This is a genomic window from Rothia sp. 11254D007BW, from assembly GCF_053548195.1.
This window is the reverse complement of the sequence record NZ_JBPWPK010000001.1, coordinates 1,507,948-1,525,060: the sequence shown is the minus strand read 5'-3', so window position 1 is coordinate 1,525,060 and position 17,113 is coordinate 1,507,948. Positions and strand designations below refer to the sequence as shown.

Annotated in this window: 10 protein-coding genes, 1 tRNA gene and 3 rRNA genes; all 14 read left to right on the top strand. The window is 59.6% G+C overall.

What is annotated here, in order from left to right; genetic code table 11:
• The first annotated feature begins 715 nt into the window (after positions 1-715).
• The 14 genes from ACEE43_RS06835 (at position 716) to ACEE43_RS06770 (ending at position 17,103) form a co-directional block, all read left to right on the top strand.
• Positions 716-2,243, top strand: a 16S ribosomal RNA gene (locus tag ACEE43_RS06835).
• 397 nt (positions 2,244-2,640) lie between these two features.
• Positions 2,641-5,734, top strand: a 23S ribosomal RNA gene (locus tag ACEE43_RS06830).
• A gap of 113 nt (positions 5,735-5,847) precedes the next feature.
• A 5S ribosomal RNA gene (gene rrf / locus ACEE43_RS06825) occupies positions 5,848-5,964 on the top strand.
• Together the 16S, 23S and 5S rRNA genes form the textbook arrangement of a ribosomal RNA operon.
• A 248-nt stretch (positions 5,965-6,212) precedes the next feature.
• Positions 6,213-7,091 (top strand): DsbA family protein, encoded by an 879-nt coding sequence (locus ACEE43_RS06820; protein ID WP_449108011.1) that lies wholly within the window; start codon positions 6,213-6,215, stop codon positions 7,089-7,091.
• A gap of 197 nt (positions 7,092-7,288) precedes the next feature.
• Positions 7,289-8,302: a nucleoside hydrolase gene (locus ACEE43_RS06815; protein ID WP_449108012.1), complete on the top strand. Its 1,014-nt coding sequence runs from the start codon at positions 7,289-7,291 to the stop codon at positions 8,300-8,302.
• A gap of 50 nt (positions 8,303-8,352) precedes the next feature.
• Positions 8,353-9,210: a hypothetical protein gene (locus ACEE43_RS06810; RefSeq protein WP_449108013.1), complete on the top strand. Its 858-nt coding sequence runs from the start codon at positions 8,353-8,355 to the stop codon at positions 9,208-9,210.
• 3 nt (positions 9,211-9,213) lie between these two features.
• Positions 9,214-9,969 carry an energy-coupling factor transporter transmembrane component T family protein gene (locus ACEE43_RS06805; protein WP_449108014.1) on the top strand — a complete coding sequence of 252 codons (756 nt, stop codon included), beginning with the start codon at positions 9,214-9,216 and terminating at the stop codon, positions 9,967-9,969.
• A gap of 5 nt (positions 9,970-9,974) precedes the next feature.
• A complete protein-coding gene (locus ACEE43_RS06800; RefSeq protein WP_449122319.1) occupies positions 9,975-11,204 on the top strand; it encodes an ATP-binding cassette domain-containing protein in 1,230 nt (409 codons plus the stop codon).
• A gap of 256 nt (positions 11,205-11,460) precedes the next feature.
• Positions 11,461-11,537 (top strand) — tRNA-Thr (locus tag ACEE43_RS06795).
• Positions 11,538-12,029: 492 nt separating this feature from the next.
• Complete coding sequence (locus ACEE43_RS06790; RefSeq protein WP_449108016.1) at positions 12,030-13,082, top strand: ABC transporter substrate-binding protein; 1,053 nt, start codon at positions 12,030-12,032, stop codon at positions 13,080-13,082.
• A 3-nt stretch (positions 13,083-13,085) separates the two neighbouring features.
• A complete protein-coding gene (locus tag ACEE43_RS06785) occupies positions 13,086-14,135 on the top strand; it encodes a FecCD family ABC transporter permease (protein WP_449108017.1) in 1,050 nt (349 codons plus the stop codon).
• Positions 14,135-15,193, top strand: a complete 1,059-nt coding sequence (locus ACEE43_RS06780) for a FecCD family ABC transporter permease (RefSeq protein ID WP_449108018.1) — start codon at positions 14,135-14,137, stop codon at positions 15,191-15,193. The genes ACEE43_RS06785 and ACEE43_RS06780 overlap by 1 nt, the downstream gene beginning before the upstream one ends.
• A gap of 4 nt (positions 15,194-15,197) precedes the next feature.
• On the top strand, positions 15,198-16,037 hold the full coding sequence (locus tag ACEE43_RS06775) for an ABC transporter ATP-binding protein (protein ID WP_449108019.1): 840 nt from the start codon (positions 15,198-15,200) through the stop codon (positions 16,035-16,037).
• On the top strand, positions 16,030-17,103 hold the full coding sequence (locus ACEE43_RS06770) for a siderophore-interacting protein (RefSeq protein ID WP_449108020.1): 1,074 nt from the start codon (positions 16,030-16,032) through the stop codon (positions 17,101-17,103). The genes ACEE43_RS06775 and ACEE43_RS06770 overlap by 8 nt, the downstream gene beginning before the upstream one ends.
• Positions 17,104-17,113: the final 10 nt, after the last annotated feature.

Below are 17,113 nucleotides of genomic sequence, written 5' to 3'. Positions count from 1 at the left end.
AAATCAAGCCTTCTGAAGAGATTCAGAAAAACTTTAAAAAATCTTTTTCTCTGTTAATTATGGTTTTGACTAGGTCATTTGCTGTTCTTGGTGGTGGTTCTTGGGCTGAAAGTGCCCCAAAAGTGTCTCTTTCGGGTTGCGCGCTCTGAAAAACCTGCGTAGAGTATTACGAGTCGCCACGGCACAGGGGAAACCCGCCAAGCGACAAAACACCTAGTCACATAGCGAATTCAGGCCCCGGCTGGAACCGAGAAATCCCAACTCGAACGAGTGAGATTTTGAAGTAACAATCCAGCCACAAGCCACTGTGAGGCACAACACGGAACACCGAGTTGACACACAGAAAAGAAACGCGATAGACTAGACGAGTTGCCCAAACGGGTAACACAAAAACTTGAGAATGACCGATACGAAACACCGGCTGGTTCCACTAGCTAGGGTTAAGAATGCGGTTTGTTGCTTGAAAACTCAATAGCGTACCAATGTTATAAATAACATTCTTATCGTCCACACTACACACTAGTGTTCACAACGAACACCAGGTAGTGCGGAAATTGAACTGATACCAAATATTTATACAACATGTGAGAAACCAAGAGTTTCTTACAGAATTTGATAATCAATTGGTTTCAGATTCGTCAGCTCGAACCACACCACCCCGTGGTGAATGGTTCGCTAACAATCAGAGACCAGGATCATCAACTACTTCATTTTTTCAACGGAGAGTTTGATTCTGGCTCAGGACGAACGCTGGCGGCGTGCTTAACACATGCAAGTCGAACGATGAAGCCCAGCTTGCTGGGTGGATTAGTGGCGAACGGGTGAGTAATACGTGAGTAACCTGCCTTTAACTCTGGGATAAGCCTTGGAAACGAGGTCTAATACCGGATACGACCAGTTCCCGCATGGGATGCTGGTGGAAAGGGATATGTACTGGTTTTAGATGGGCTCACGGCCTATCAGCTTGTTGGTGAGGTAACGGCTCACCAAGGCGACGACGGGTAGCCGGCCTGAGAGGGTGACCGGCCACACTGGGACTGAGACACGGCCCAGACTCCTACGGGAGGCAGCAGTGGGGAATATTGCACAATGGGCGCAAGCCTGATGCAGCGACGCCGCGTGAGGGATGACGGCCTTCGGGTTGTAAACCTCTTTCAGCAGGGAAGAAGCGAAAGTGACGGTACCTGCAGAAGAAGCGCCGGCTAACTACGTGCCAGCAGCCGCGGTAATACGTAGGGCGCGAGCGTTGTCCGGAATTATTGGGCGTAAAGAGCTTGTAGGCGGTTTGTCGCGTCTGCTGTGAAAGCCCGGGGCTTAACCCCGGGTTTGCAGTGGGTACGGGCTAACTAGAGTGCAGTAGGGGAGACTGGAATTCCTGGTGTAGCGGTGAAATGCGCAGATATCAGGAGGAACACCAATGGCGAAGGCAGGTCTCTGGGCTGTAACTGACGCTGAGAAGCGAAAGCATGGGGAGCAAACAGGATTAGATACCCTGGTAGTCCATGCCGTAAACGTTGGGCACTAGGTGTGGGGGACATTCCACGTTTTCCGCGCCGTAGCTAACGCATTAAGTGCCCCGCCTGGGGAGTACGGCCGCAAGGCTAAAACTCAAAGAAATTGACGGGGGCCCGCACAAGCGGCGGAGCATGCGGATTAATTCGATGCAACGCGAAGAACCTTACCAAGGCTTGACATATACTGGACCGCTCTAGAGATAGAGTTTCCCTTCGGGGCTGGTATACAGGTGGTGCATGGTTGTCGTCAGCTCGTGTCGTGAGATGTTGGGTTAAGTCCCGCAACGAGCGCAACCCTCGTTCTATGTTGCCAGCACGTAATGGTGGGGACTCATAGGAGACTGCCGGGGTCAACTCGGAGGAAGGTGGGGATGACGTCAAATCATCATGCCCCTTATGTCTTGGGCTTCACGCATGCTACAATGGCCGGTACAAAGGGTTGCGATACTGTGAGGTTGAGCTAATCCCAAAAAGCCGGTCTCAGTTCGGATTGGGGTCTGCAACTCGACCCCATGAAGTCGGAGTCGCTAGTAATCGCAGATCAGCAACGCTGCGGTGAATACGTTCCCGGGCCTTGTACACACCGCCCGTCAAGTCACGAAAGTTGGTAACACCCGAAGCCGATGGCCTAACCCGTTTGGGAGGGAGTCGTCGAAGGTGGGATTGGCGATTGGGACTAAGTCGTAACAAGGTAGCCGTACCGGAAGGTGCGGCTGGATCACCTCCTTTCTAAGGAGCTTCAACAATAGTTGAGCCACGCCGGACGCGAGTGTCGTTTGGGTGGTTTGCTCATGGGTGGAATGTTAGTTCAGGTACTGTGCTTACTCTTTGGAGTTGGTGCTGTGTGCTGATAAGGATTGTGTGTAATGTTGGTGCGCTTTTGGGTTTTGAGGTAACAAGCCATTAGGGTTTGTTGCTCTCAGGTTCCCGGCATGAGAGTAGTGGTCAGACGGTTTTGTCTGGTTGCCTCGAGTGGTATCGGGTTGTTGTTTGAGAACTGTATAGTGGACGCGAGCATCTTCGAATTTATTTGAAGAAATCTCAATTCAATTTTTGGATTGTGTTCTTTTGATACTTTTGATTTTGTACTTAGTTAGTCAAGGTTAATATCTTTGATTTTATCTGTGTGTAAGTTATTAAGGGCACACGGTGGATGCCTTGGCACTAGAAGCCGATGAAGGACGTGTGAATCTGCGAAAAGCCTGGGGAAGCCGATAACAGGGCGTTGATCCCAGGATGTCCGAATGGGGAAACCCAGCAAGCCATCATGGTTTGTTACCACCAGCTGAATGTATAGGCTGGTTGGAGGGAACGAGGGGAAGTGAAACATCTCAGTACCCTCAGGAAGAGAAAATAACTAATGATTCTGTGAGTAGTGGCGAGCGAAAGCGGAAGAGACTAAACCTGTGGTGTGTGATACCGGTTGAGGGTTGCATCATGGGGGTTGTGGGAGTACGCATAACAGTTTCAACCGGCTGTTGACGTGATGTTCTAGCATGTAGGTGAACGCCTTGGGATGGGCGACCGGAGAGGGTGAGAGTCCTGTAATCGTAATGTGTTAGACCGCGTGTGTGCCACCCGAGTAGCACGGGGCTCGTGGAATCTCGTGTGAATCTGCCAGGACCACCTGGTAAGTCTAAATACTTTCTAGTGACCGATAGTGAATCAGTACCGTGAGGGAATGGTGAAAAGTACCCCGGGAGGGGAGTGAAATAGTACCTGAAACCGTGTGCTTACAAGCCGTTGGAGCCTTTTGGGGTGACAGCGTGCCTTTTGAAGAATGAGCCTGCGAGTTAGTGTTCTGTCGCGAGGTTAACCCGTGTGGGGAAGCCGTAGCGAAAGCGAGTCTGAATAGGGCGAGTGAGTGGCAGGATCTAGACCCGAAGCGGAGTGATCTATCCATGGCCAGGTTGAAGCGACGGTAAGACGTCGTGGAGGACCGAACCCACTTCAGTTGAAAATGGAGGGGATGAGCTGTGGATAGGGGTGAAAGGCCAATCAAACTCTGTGATAGCTGGTTCTCCCCGAAATGCATTTAGGTGCAGCGTTACGTGTTTCTTGCCGGAGGTAGAGCTACTGGATGGCCGATGGGCCCCACAGGGTTACTGACGTCAGCTAAACTCCGAATGCCGGTAAGTGAGAGCGTAGCAGTGAGACAGTGGGGGATAAGCTTCATTGTCGAGAGGGAAACAGCCCAGACCATCAACTAAGGTCCCTAAGCGTGTACTAAGTGGGAAAGGATGTGGAGTTGCTTAGACAACCAGGAGGTTGGCTTAGAAGCAGCCACCCTTGAAAGAGTGCGTAATAGCTCACTGGTCAAGTGATTCTGCGCCGATAATGTAGCGGGGCTCAAGTACACCACCGAAGTTATGGCAATCAGTTTTTACTGGTTGGGTAGGGGAGCGTCGTGTATCCAGTGAAGCTGCGGTGTAAACCAGTGGTGGAGGGTACGCGAGTGAGAATGCAGGCATGAGTAGCGAATCACGGGTGAGAAACCCGTGCGCCGGATGATCAAGGGTTCCAGGGTCAAGCTAATCTGCCCTGGGTTAGTCGGGGCCTAAGGCGAGGCCGACAGGCGTAGTCGATGGATAACGGGTTGATATTCCCGTACCGGCGAAAAACCGCCCATACTGATATTTTGATGCTAACTGTGAGAAGCTGTTTGTAACCCCTTCACTTGTGTTGGGGAGCTTATGGTGGACTGCAGGACCCGATTTTTGGAGGTAAACGTATTAACAGGTGTGACGCAGGAAGGTAGCCAAGCCACGCGATGGTTGTCGTGGTCTAAGCGTGTAGGGTATCCGGTTGTTAAATGCGCCGGTGTTGGCCTGAGACGTGATGGGACCCCGTTATTGGGGGATTTGGTGATCCTATGCTGCCGAGAAAAGCATCGACGTGAGGTTTTAGCCGCCCGTACCCGAAACCGACACAGGTGATCAGGTAGAGAATACTAAGGCGATCGAGAGAATCATGGTTAAGGAACTCGGCAAAATGTCCCCGTAACTTCGGGAGAAGGGGAGCCTTGAGCGTGACCCACCTGCGCGGTGGTGAGCGTGTATGGGTCGCAGAGAATTGGGGGAAGCGACTGTTTATCAAAAACACAGGTCCGTGCGAAGTCGTAAGACGATGTATACGGACTGACTCCTGCCCGGTGCTGGAAGGTTAAGAGGATTGGTTAGCCCTTTGTGGGCGAAGCTGAGAATTTAAGCCCCAGTAAACGGCGGTGGTAACTATAACCATCCTAAGGTAGCGAAATTCCTTGTCGGGTAAGTTCCGACCTGCACGAATGGAGTAACGACTTCCCTACTGTCTCAACCATGAACTCGGCGAAATTGCAGTACGAGTAAAGATGCTCGTTTCGCGCAGCAGGACGGAAAGACCCCGTGACCTTTACTATAGTTTGGTATTGGTGTTCGGTGCGGCTTGTGTAGGATAGGTGGGAGACTGTGAAGCATGGACGCTAGTTCGTGTGGAGTCGTTGTTGAAATACCACTCTGGTCGCTCTGGATGTCTAACTTCGGCCCGTGATCCGGGTCAGGGACAGTGCCTGATGGGTAGTTTAACTGGGGCGGTTGCCTCCCAAAAAGTAACGGAGGCGCCCAAAGGTTCCCTCAGCCTGGTTGGCAATCAGGTGTTGAGTGTAAGTGCACAAGGGAGCTTGACTGTGAGACTGGCAGGTCGAGCAGGGACGAAAGTCGGGACTAGTGATCCGGCGGTACGTTGTGGAACGGCCGTCGCTCAACGGATAAAAGGTACCTCGGGGATAACAGGCTGATCTTGCCCAAGAGTCCATATCGACGGCATGGTTTGGCACCTCGATGTCGGCTCGTCGCATCCTGGGGCTGGAGTTGGTCCCAAGGGTTGGGCTGTTCGCCCATTAAAGCGGTACGCGAGCTGGGTTCAGAACGTCGTGAGACAGTTCGGTCCCTATCCGCTGCGCGCGTTGGAAATTTGAGAAAGGCTGTCCTTAGTACGAGAGGACCGGGACGGACGAACCTCTGGTATGTCAGTTGTACCGCCAGGTGCATGGCTGATTGGCTACGTTCGGGAGGGATAACCGCTGAAAGCATCTAAGCGGGAAGCCTGTTTCGAGATGAGATTTCCTGGCAGCCTTTAGGCTGTGTGAGGATCCCTATAGATGATGGGGTTGATAGGCCAGGTATGGACGCGGGGAATGCCCGTGGAGTTGACTGGTACTAATAGTCCGAAGGCTTACACTTTATAACTAGTGTGCTTGTGTGTTTGCGTCCACTGTATGGTTTTGAGATAACAACCCTTTGGGTTTGTTATTGCTGGCCCCCCTTTGTTGTGTGTGGGGTGGTCATCGTTGGTTTACGGTGGTTATAGCGAGAGGGAAACACCCGGTTCCATCCCGAACCCGGAAGTTAAGGCTCTTTGCGCCGATGGTACTGCACTGGTGACGGTGTGGGAGAGTAGGTCACCGCCGGTTTTTTGATTGGGATACAGGAAGGCCCTGGACAGATTGTCCAGGGCCTTTTTGTTTTAAGCATCAAAAATCCAATACCCACTTTATATACCCTATCGGGTGCAAGAGCTAAGCGCCCTGCACCAGCCCTCACCTAAACTAATCGTTTCCTGGGAAAGTAGTTTGAGGTTCGGTAGAAGGGCAGATATCCCCGTCAAATCACGGTAGGCTTGAATCTATCAAGAACGCACGTACGAAAGTGAGGCACATCTGTGTCTAAGGGAAACCCCTCCACTGACGCCCGCGAGCGTGCCCGCCAGCTGGCGGCACAGCAGGCCAAGAAAACCTCAAAATCATCCACTCGCTGGATTCAGTTCACCGTCCTCGGCGTCATCGCCCTCATCGTAGCCATCGTTGCAGTCGTCATCATCAACGGTAACCGCAACCAGATTGCCGATGCAGGCCCGGTGCCTTCCTCAGCTAACCAGTACGGCGGCATCGTCCTGACCGCTAACGGTATCGAGCGGAACACCAGCACCGAAGCCAGCCGTGACAGCAACGACCTGGGCACCTCAGAAGCAACCTACACCGCAGCCGACGGCTCCGAAGCCACAATGCCCCTGGGTGTAGCCCTGCCCGAAGAAGCAGACAATAACGGTGAGCCCGTCCGTCTGACCATCTTCCAGGACTACAACTGCATACACTGCGCAGCCTTCGAAACTGAAAATGCAGACACCATCGCAGCTCTCGTTGCTAGTGGCGACATCACCCTGGAGATCCGTAACCTGACCTTCCTGGATGCCTCCAGCCCCACCTTCTACTCAGCCCGCACCAACAACGTGGCCTACTCCGTAGCTAACCAGGTATCCACCGAGGACTTCCTGAACTTCCAGAAGGAAATCTTCACCCACCAGGGCACCGGTGGCCTTTCTAACGAAGAGCTCATTGCTATCGCTGAGAAGTACGGTGCAGACGTAAAGGACGACGTCGCTAACAACACCTGGCGTCCGCTTGTCCAGACCGTCACCCTCGAGTCAGCCTCCAATGGTATTAGCGGCACCCCCACCGTCTTCGCTGACGGCGAGGTCTTCAACTCAACTGACTTCAACGCCTGGATCACCGCAAAGATTGAAGCTAAGAAGAACGCCTAAGTTCACCCAGTAAACAGGCTGTAGAAGGCCTGGCCGCTGTGTACTAAACTGGTACACAACGTGTAGGGGCAGCTACACGCCTTTACCCATGCTCACAGCAGGGTAAAGGTGGGTAGCTGCCCCTTTTTCTGTGCCCCGCGCTGGGTACCCCAGCCTGCCCTCACCAGTAACCGACCACCTAGCACCGTAAAGATTTCATGACCCTGCACTTCTTCATCGACTGCGACCCCGGCATCGACGACGCCCTTGCCCTTACCTACGCTTTTGCCCACCCGCAGGTTGCTGTAGAGGGTATCGTGGCAACCGGCGGGAACGTGAGTACAGAGCAGGTAGGACGCAACGTCCGAGGTCTGCTGGAGCTGCTCGGCGGGCAGGGTACCCCCTGGGCTCTAGGAGCTGAGAACCCGCTGGCCCAGCCGCTCACCACCACCGAAGAAACCCACGGCCCGCTGGGCACGGGCCACGGCCTGCTCCCCGGGCAGACCAGGCCCACGGGGCGTCCCCGCGGCGAAGGGGCAGACCTGTGGGTGCAGACTGCCCGCCGTTTCCCCGGAAAGCTGCACGGGCTCGTCCTGGGGCCTTCAACTAATCTGGCTCTGGCCCTACGGCAGGATCCAGAGCTGCCCCGTTACCTAGCCAGCTTGACCATCATGGGTGGGGCCCTGAACCACCGGGGGAACACCATGCCCACCACCGAGTGGAACGTGCACTCTGACCCCGAAGCCCTACACGAGGTTTTGGCAGCCTACAGCAGCGCCGACCTGGACCTGCCCTACGCGCCCCTGCTCTGCCCCCTGGATACCACCGAGCACGCCGTCATGACCCCGCAGCTGCGAGAGCGCCTCCTAGCCGGTGGGGGAGAACTCTTTACCGCTTTAGACGGGGCTCTGCAGTTTTACATGGAATTCCACGAGTGGGACAAACTGGGCTTCATCGCCCACGTGCACGACCCTTTCGTGACAGCCCTGGCGGTAAACCGGGCCCTTGCTACGAACGGCCGGGCCCACACCCAGCTCGGGGAGACCACACCGGTGACGCTCGACGTTGAGCTTGCCGGTACCCTTACTCGCGGCCAGGTGGTTGCTGACTGGCTAGGACGCTGGGGGAGAGACCCCAACGCCCAGGCCCTGACCAGCGCCCGGGCCCCCGAATTTTTTGAGCACCTGATCCAGACCGTCCGGGCTGTCTACGCCCCAAAGGGGACTGGCTAGAACCGCCTCAAAAAATAAAAAGAACAATTATTCTACAGAAAGGGGTGGGCATGGCCCCCTCATCACGCACCACCGCAGAGCCCTCAACGTCTGGGCAGAGGACCTCGGTAGCTGCCGGGCTCCTCGGTAAAAACCCAGAACACAACACACCGCTCGCCACCTCCCAGAAGGTGCTCAACCTACTCGCCGCCCTGGTGATCGCAGGAACCTACACCTGGGCCGTCCTCACCGCAGGCGGTGCCACCAACTACGCGGGCTACCTGGAAGGCACCAGCGATGCCCAAGCCGCTATCTCCCTGCCGCTCATGCTGGGCTATACCGCGGGCGTCCTGCTGCTTCTGGCGGCTAACCTGAGCCGCCTACCCCTTGCCACCATCGCCCTGATACCTTTTGCGGCAGCTTTCAACATCATCGTGGGCCAGCTCATTGGCTTCTCGGGTATTCCCCTCTACCTTGACTCCGTTGCCACCGTGCTCATCGGTGTGCTGGCCGGACCCGCCGCCGGAGCCATGACCGGTATTATCACCAACCTTGCCTGGGGCCTCACCATTAACCCCACCACCATTCCCTTTGCCGCCGGTGCCGCCCTCATCGGCTTCCTTGCCGGTTACGCTGGCCGCCTGGGCCTCTTCCGCAAACTCTGGGGAGCCCTGCTCGCGGGCTTTATCACCGGCATCCTGGCCGGGTTCGTCGGCGCCCCCATCGCCGCCTTCGTCTTTGGCGGCGGCCAGGGCGTGGGTACCGGTTCCGTGGTTGCGGCCCTGCAGGCTGCTGGCCAGTCCCTGCTGGGCGCTACAACCCTGCAGTCCCTGCTCTCCGACCCGCTCGATAAGACCATTGCCTTCGCCCTGGTCTGGCTCATCATCAAGGGTCTACCCGCCCGCGCCCGTCGTCAGTTCGGCCGCTAACCGGTGAGCACCCCCGTCCTGAACCCCCGCACCTGGGTCACCCTGGGCTGCGCCGGGCTCCTGCTAGCCTTTGCCCCGCTGTCACTGATCTGGCAGGTGGGGCTGCTGGCTGTGCTTATTGCCCTGCACGGGGCGGGGCGGACGCTTGCCCCCTGGGTACGCCTGGTCCTGGTAGGGCTGGCGCCGGTTGCGGTGATGGCTTTTATCATCCAGCTGGTGTCACGAGGGGGAGAAACCGTATGGGCAACCTGGGCACCCGTGCCCTGGATGGCGTTCGAAGTGACAGCCGAGGGCGCCCGGGCTGGTCTAGCTCTAGCCCTACAGATTCTGGCCTTCGGGTCGGCCTGCGCCCTGCTGATTCTACCCACCGGGGCTACTGGCCTACGCTATGCCCTGACCGTCTGGGGACTGCCGCCTAGACTTGTCTACCTGCTGGTCGCTTCGCTCAACGCCCCGGCCCAGCTGGCCCACTACTCCCGGCTTGTGCAGCGGGCCGCCCGAGCCCGAGGTATGGCCGACGGGTCGCGAGGTGCCCGCGCCTGGTTGGGGGTGCGGACGGCGTCCGCCCTCTTCAACCTGCTGTTGCTCGACCACGAGGTACGAGGGGCAACCCTGGCTGCGCGCGGGATTGACCGGGCCGGGCCCAGAATTTTCTGGCAGGACTACGCCGACAGCCGCACCCAGTGCTACCTCCGCTGGGTGCTCCTGCCGCTGGCCTGCCTGCTCGTGCTTGCTGCCTATACGGGGGTGCTGCTGTGACTTATATGCGGACGCTGGTCTTTGGGGCCCGGGGGACGGGAAAGTCTGCCCGGCTACAGGCCTGGGCTCGGGAACGGGACGGGCTCTTTGTGCCCTCTAACCCCCATGCCCTGATGACGGGACTGGTACCCACCGTGGCTGAAGAAATTGCCCTGGGGGTAGAGCAGGCTGTGGATGGCCGGAATCAGCTTCACCGGGCTGTACGGGCTGTTGCAGCTGGCCTTGGAATTACCGACCTACTGGCAGCCCACCCCCTACAACTTTCGGGTGGACAAACCCAGCTGGTAGCCCTGGCCGCCTACCTGGTGCTGGGGTGGGTGGACGGAAACCTCGACGGGACAGCTGTGCCAGCCCTAGCCCTCGACGAACCCCTGCTCGGCCTCGATGACGCTATGCGGGCCCGGGTGCTGAACGCTTTTGCCCGCTACCCGGCAGATCTGGCCTGGGCCTCAGCCAGGCCCCAGACCGATGAAAAGAGCCTTGCCGCTAGTGTCGAAAACCTAGGGGAAGGTGTCTCACCGTCTGCAGGGGCGCCGTCTCTGCCGCCTTTGCCCGCCCGAGCCGCGGCAGACGTCCTGGCCCGTGACCTCGCTATATCTCCGGTTGCCCCGGCCCGCCGCCGGTGGAAGAAACCGGTAGCTACCCCCGTTGCTACCGGTATTAATGTCGAGATAGCACCCGGCGACTGCCTGATCCTCACCGGCCCCAACGGCACCGGAAAATCCACCCTGCTGCGCACCATCGCGGGGCTCCTACCCCCAGTTGCCGGGCAGCTCACCATCGGTGGGCTACAGCCCCACAGGCAGGACGCCCCCGCCCGCGCAGCCCTCGCCCAGCTGGTGGCGCAAACCCCCGCCCACCACTTCTTGGCCTCCACTGTGGATGCTGACATGAAGCTAGGGAACGGGGCGAAGGCTAGTAGCCCTACCCGCGAAGCCCTGCGCGACGCCGTCCTACCTACCGGCTCCGGCGAAACACATCCCCTCGACCTACTCCCCGCCGAACAGCACCTGCTTGCCCTAGCAGAAGCACTCGCCGCTGGGGCGTCCTGCCTGCTCCTCGACGAACCCACCGCAGGGCTAGACGCCCCCGGCCTCGAGCAGGTCGCAGCACTCATCGCAGCCCACTGCACCGCAGGCGGCAGCGCTATCGTCGCCACCCACGACCAACAACTCACCCAAGCCCTCACAGCTCGCCTGCCCCTGCGCCACTACCAGCTCGGCACGAGCTGGTAACGAAGCTTATTCATAAGGGGTTCAGCAGGCTCACGCTCGCTGCCGACCCTCTCGCCTGGTTCGCTAGCTGGCTCGCAAGCTCGCCAGATTCGCACCGAGATTTATTTTCCTCGCGCGCTCGGAATCTCGGTGCTCATCACCAGCGATTCACGCCAGCCGCCGAGCCAGCAGCTTCGCTGCGAGCCTGCTTCACCGCGTTGATGAATAAGCCGCAACATGCACCTGCCTGCGATATCGGGTACACTTGAAAAGTCTTGCCTCCTTAGCTCAGCTGGCCAGAGCACCTGTCTTGTAAACAGGGGGTCACCGGTTCGAATCCGGTAGGGGGCTCCACTGTATAAACTCTGCGATCGATTGGACACCCATAAACCGGTGACCATTCGGTCGCAGATTTATTTCCTCGCTCGCCAGTTTCGCTGACGCTCAACTGATTCCAGGCCCTCTTGAGTGCTCGCACGCTCGCACCCGGGCCTTCCATCCGCTCCCTCATCTGGTTCGAATCCGGTAGGGGGCTCTCTTTGTGCCCAAAAACAGGGCAATACCCACTATCTAGATACAGGGCATCCGGGCTCGCTCTCGCTGTGCAGAGTTCTTGGGCTGTGTGCAGAGAAAAGTCTGCACACAGCCCAAGAACCCTGCGCAAGCCCGGCAAGCGGCAACTTCGCTGCGAGCCCGATACCTCTACCTCACCGTTCGCACCTAGCTACCCAGCGTTTGCATAAATACGCAAGCAAAAGATAGTGTTATTCCTGGCTTAGGCTCACCTAAGCAGTTCTATAGATAGTCCTATAGAACGGAACACCCTTCCCAGGAGAACACAAGACCATGGTCGCCATCACCCGTAGCGCCTTCCTCAAGGCCACCGCAGCTACCGCCCTCACCGGCCTACTCGCAGCCTGCACCACCGGCTCCAACGACACCTCAAGCAGCACCACCAGCTCAGCCGCCTCAGGTGAGAGCTACACCGTCAAGCACGCCTTCGGCGAGACCACCTTCACCGCCGTCCCCCAGAAAATTGCCGTCGTGAACTTCTGGAAGAACCCCGACGTCCTGCTAGCCCTCGGCGTTGTACCCGCAGGCACCCCTGTGGTCACCTACGGAGCTAACGCCAAGGGTTCCACCGACTGGTTCGACGCCAAACTAGCCGAACTGGGCGGCACCGCCCCCGTCACCTATGACGAAACCGACGGCCCCGACTACGAAGCCCTCGCCACCCTGGCCCCCGACGCCATCTTCTCCGTCTACGGCGACATGACCCAGGAAGTATACGACAAGCTCACCGCCATCGCCCCCGTCGTTGCCGCCCCCGAAGGCGTCGGCGCCTTCGCAGCCTCCTGGGAAGACGTCGTCAACCAGGCCGCAGCCATGCTACAGAAGACCGACGAAGGTGCCGCCCTCATCGAGGCTACCCAGAAGACCATCGACGACGCCGCAGCCCAGTACTCTAACCTGGCCGGCAAGACCTTCGTCGCAGGCATGTTCGACCTCGAAGCCCAGACCCTCTCAGCCTACGTAGCCAGCGACTCCCGCTCCCTCTTCCTCACCTCCCTGGGCATGGAACTGGCCCCCTACATCGAGCAGAACGCTACCGAAGCTGACGCCTTCTTCATGACCATCTCAGGTGAGGTTCTGCCCGAGGTTCAGTCAGACGTGGTCTGGGCCTGGGGCACCAGTGACTCCGACGAAGAAGCGATCAAGAGCAACACCCTCTTCTCCCAGATGCCCGCCGTAGCTAACGGTGGCCTGGTCGTAGAAACCGACGCCGCTATCTCCCTGGCTCTCTCAGCGGCTTCACCGCTGTCTTTGGACTGGGCTATTAACCAGACCGAAACCCTGGCCAAGATCTCTGCCGCCGTAGACGCAAGCCAGGCGTCCTAACCTGTGAAGGTCGCTCCCGTCCGGCCCTCTAGCAGCCGCCGCGCCGCCCCCGCCGGGGGAGCGCGGCGGCTGGTCGTGCTTAGTCTGGCCCTGGGCCTGCTCCTCGCTCTTGCAGCTCTGGCTAGCTTCGGCCTGGGCGCTCGCCCCATCAGCCTGACCACCCTGCTGGACTACCTGGCTGGCGGTTCGGTTGCCGAGGCGGACGCGGCGGTGCTGACCCAGAGGTCGGTGCGGACGCTGACGGCCGGGTTGGTGGGGGCGGCGCTAGGTTTAGCTGGGGCTGGGCTTCAAGGTATTACCCGTAACCCCCTGGGCGATCCCGGGATCCTCGGTATTAACGCCGGGGCAGCCTGCGCTGTGGTTGCCGGTATTACCTTTTTCTCCGCTGATTCCACTGCGGCCTTTGCCCTCTGGGCCTTTGCAGGGGCGGTAGCTTCGGCGGTCGCGGTGTATGTCCTTGCCTCGTTGGGAGCTGGGGGAGCGACCCCCATCAAGCTAGCCCTGATGGGGGCGGCCCTCACTGCCGGCTTAGGCGCGGTAACGAGCGCCCTGATTCTCACCAACCAGAACACCCTGGATAACCTCCGCCGCTGGCAGATTGGAACCGTTGCCGGAGCCGACCTTTCTGATATGGCAGTGGCCGCTCCACTGCTCGCAGTAGGAGCCCTCATCGTGCTCACCGGTGCAAAAACTATCAATAGCTTTGCCCTGGGGGATGATATGGCTGCTTCTTTGGGGGAGAACGTCGCGGTGCGCCGCCTGGTCATTACCGGTGGAGTCACCCTGCTGGTGGGCACCGCCCTGGCCCTGGCCGGCCCTATCGCCTTTCTGGGACTCATGGCCCCCCACGCCATGCGGGCCCTAGCCGGAGCTGACTACCGCACCCTGCTGCCCCTCTCTGCTCTTTTCGGCGCCGCCCTGCTGATCCTCGCAGATACCGCCGGGCGCGTCATCGCCCCGCCCCAGGAAATCCAGGTGGGCGTCATGATGGTGGCTCTCGGTGTGCCCGTCTTTATCTACCTGGTACGACGCGGGAAGGCGGTTAACCTCTAATGTCGGCTCTACCGCGCCCCCGCTCCCAGGACGCCGCCCAAGCGGTGGCGTCCGTCCGCGCCCGGGCCCGACGCCGCCCGGCTTTCGCTGTCATCGGCCTGATTCTAGCCCTACTCGCAGCCTGCGCGGTGCGCGTGCTACTGGGCTCCTACACGGTCACCATTCCCGACTTCTTCACGATTCTCGGCGGAGGAAGCATCGAGAATGCCCGGGGCGCCCGCTACATCGTCATGGAAGAAAAACTCCCCAGAGCCGTGCTGGGTACCCTGGCCGGGGCCGCCTTCGGCCTGGGCGGAGCTATCTTCCAGCTGCTTCTGCGCAACCCCATCGCCAGCCCCGACATTATCGGTGTCTCCAATGGGGCTGCCCTGGGTGCTGTTGTCGGTATCGTCTTTCTGGGCCTGGGCGGGCTGCCGCTGACCCTGCTGGCTATCGCCGTTGCTCTGGCTGTTGCCCTCTTGATTATGGCCCTCTCAGCGGGCGACAGTAGCGCAGGTAACCGCTTCATTCTGGTAGGCCTGGGCATCTCAGCCCTGGGAGCTGCCTTCATCCAGTACCTGCTCTCTCGCACCTCAACCACCAGCGCCCAGACGCTTACCCACTGGCTGGCAGGTTCCCTGTCCACAGCCAACTGGGATCGCATCAGCCTACTGGCCCTGCTCCTGCTACCCTTGCTGCTGCCTCTTATCCTTTTCCACCGGCCCCTGCACGCCACCGCGGTTGGCGAAGAACTAGCTTTTGGCCTGGGGGTGCCCACCCGCGCCGTCCGCACCGGCTTTATCGCCCTGGGCGTGCTCCTGGTAGCCGTAGCAACCGCCGCCACCGGCCCCCTGGCCTTCATCGCCTTCATGGCCGGGCCCATAGCCCGAGCCCTGACCGGCGGACGCCACAACCTCACCGCCGCCGCCCTGGTTGGTGCAAGCCTGGTTGTGCTCGCTGACTTCATCGGCTCCAACCTGATACCGGGCGGCATCAACCTGCCCGCCGGCGTCCTCACCGGTGCCTTTGGCGCCCCCGCCCTCATCTGGCTGCTGACCCGCTCACCCGAAAGAAGCTAAGCCCATGAAAACCGTAACTTCCCGCGACCTGACCGTCTCCCACGTGAGCCTGGGCTACGGGGACAGCACTATCGTTCCGGACCTCTCGCTGAGCATACCCGCCGGAAAAATTACCGCCATCATCGGGCCTAACGGCTGCGGCAAGTCCACCCTGCTGCGCGGCATCTCCCGCCTGCTCAAGCCCAGCGACGGCGAGATTACCCTGGACGGCAAGCCCGTCGCCTCCTACGGCGGTAAGGAATTTGCCCGCATGGTCGGCCTGCTGCCGCAGAGCCCCATCGCCCCCGAAGGTATCACCGTTGCCGACCTGGTCTCCCGCGGCCGCTACCCCTACCAGGGGCTCTTTCGGGGCAATAGCAAGGAAGACGACGCCGCGGTCGCCTGGGCCCTAGAAGCTACCAACACCCTAGAACTAGCCGAGCGGCAGGTCACTGAGCTCTCTGGCGGCCAGCGCCAGCGCGTCTGGATCGCCATGGCCCTGGCCCAAGACACCGATATTTTGCTTCTGGATGAACCCACCACCTACCTGGACCTCGCCCACCAGGTAGAACTCCTTGACCTTCTGGCCGACATCAACGAACGCCGCGGCACCACCATGATCATGGTCTTGCACGAGCTCAATCTAGCTGCCCGCGTCGCCCACCACCTGGTCGCTATGAAGGGCGGAGAAATCGCCGCAGCCGGTACCGCCGCAGAGGTCATGACAGGGGAGAACCTGCACCGGATCTTCGGCCTACGGGCCTCGGTGGCTGACCCCCTGGGGAACGGCTCTACCGTCGTAGTGCCCCATGCCCGTGCCGCAACCCACCCAGCAGAAAACCTAGAAAGCCAGAGCCTTGTCTAAGCCCCGCCCGTCCGCACCTCGCTCTTCTGCCCGCCGCGAAGTCAAGCGCTCCATCAACCAGTACGGGGTCTTCCCCGTCACCGTCTCGAGGGTCGAGAAGCTGACCGATTCCTTTGTGCGTGTCTCACTAACCGGCCGTTCCCTGCTGCACGCTGCCGCCCCTATCTCTGACGGCACCGGGCAGGTCTATGATGCCTACATCAAACTCTTGATTCCCCCGGCGGGAGCCAGCGGGCCCACCATGATTGAGCTCGATACCTCCTGGCGCTCTCGTTGGCTGGCCGCTCCCGAAAGCGAGCGGGGGTACATGCGCACCTACACCGTCAGCAACTCCCGGTTGGTGCATTCGGTTGGGCTGGACGAAACACCCCTGCTGGGTATGCTCCCGGCAGCTGAAGCGGACCTCGAACCCCTGGCGCGTGAGTTGCCTGAAGGGCAGCAGCCCGAAATAGACGTGGACTTTGTGCTGCACACCGATAGTGAGGGAAAGAGCGGGCCCGGCTCAGGCTGGGCCGAACAAGCCAAGGTGGGGCAGCAGGTATCTATCCTGGCGCCCCTGCGCGGCTCTACCCTTTGGTCCTCCTACAATCCCGGGGCGGCGTCCTCCCTGCTCCTGCTCGGCGACGAAACCGCTGCCCCGGCCCTGCTCTCCATTCTGCGTTCCCTACCTACTGAAGCTACCGGGGCGGTGTTCCTTGAGGTGCCCGGCGCCGAGGACGCTCTCGACCGCCTCCCCGAGGTACGGCAGGCAACCCAGCGGGTGCCGGGCGTCCGCCTGCACGTGCTGGCCCGGACCCCCGGCCAACCACGCGGGCAGCAACTCACCCGCGCCCTGCGTACGACCTGCTCTCTTGAACCTGCTCCAGCCGTTGCTCCCTCCGACGACAGGGAGACGGACGGCATCCTCTGGCACCTGGCAGAAAACCCCACCGGCACCTACGTGCTAATCGCCGGTGAATCAACGGTGGTCAAAACCCTACGCCGTATCTGCGTGAACGAAGCCGGGCTGCCCAAAGAAAGCATCTCTTTTATGGGGTACTGGAAGGCGGGGCAGACCGAGGGGTAGAGTGGCCTGG

Bases quoted from the DNA above. Each gene is read 5' to 3' on its own strand.
- ACEE43_RS06815 (WP_449108012.1), top strand. From the start codon at position 7,289: ATGACCCTGCACTTCTTCATCGACTGCGACCCCGGCATCGACGACGCC.
- ACEE43_RS06810 (WP_449108013.1), top strand. From the start codon at position 8,353: ATGGCCCCCTCATCACGCACCACCGCAGAGCCCTCAACGTCTGGGCAG.
- ACEE43_RS06800 (WP_449122319.1), top strand. From the start codon at position 9,975: ATGCGGACGCTGGTCTTTGGGGCCCGGGGGACGGGAAAGTCTGCCCGG.
- ACEE43_RS06790 (WP_449108016.1), top strand. From the start codon at position 12,030: ATGGTCGCCATCACCCGTAGCGCCTTCCTCAAGGCCACCGCAGCTACC.
- ACEE43_RS06780 (WP_449108018.1), top strand. From the start codon at position 14,135: ATGTCGGCTCTACCGCGCCCCCGCTCCCAGGACGCCGCCCAAGCGGTG.
- ACEE43_RS06775 (WP_449108019.1), top strand. From the start codon at position 15,198: ATGAAAACCGTAACTTCCCGCGACCTGACCGTCTCCCACGTGAGCCTG.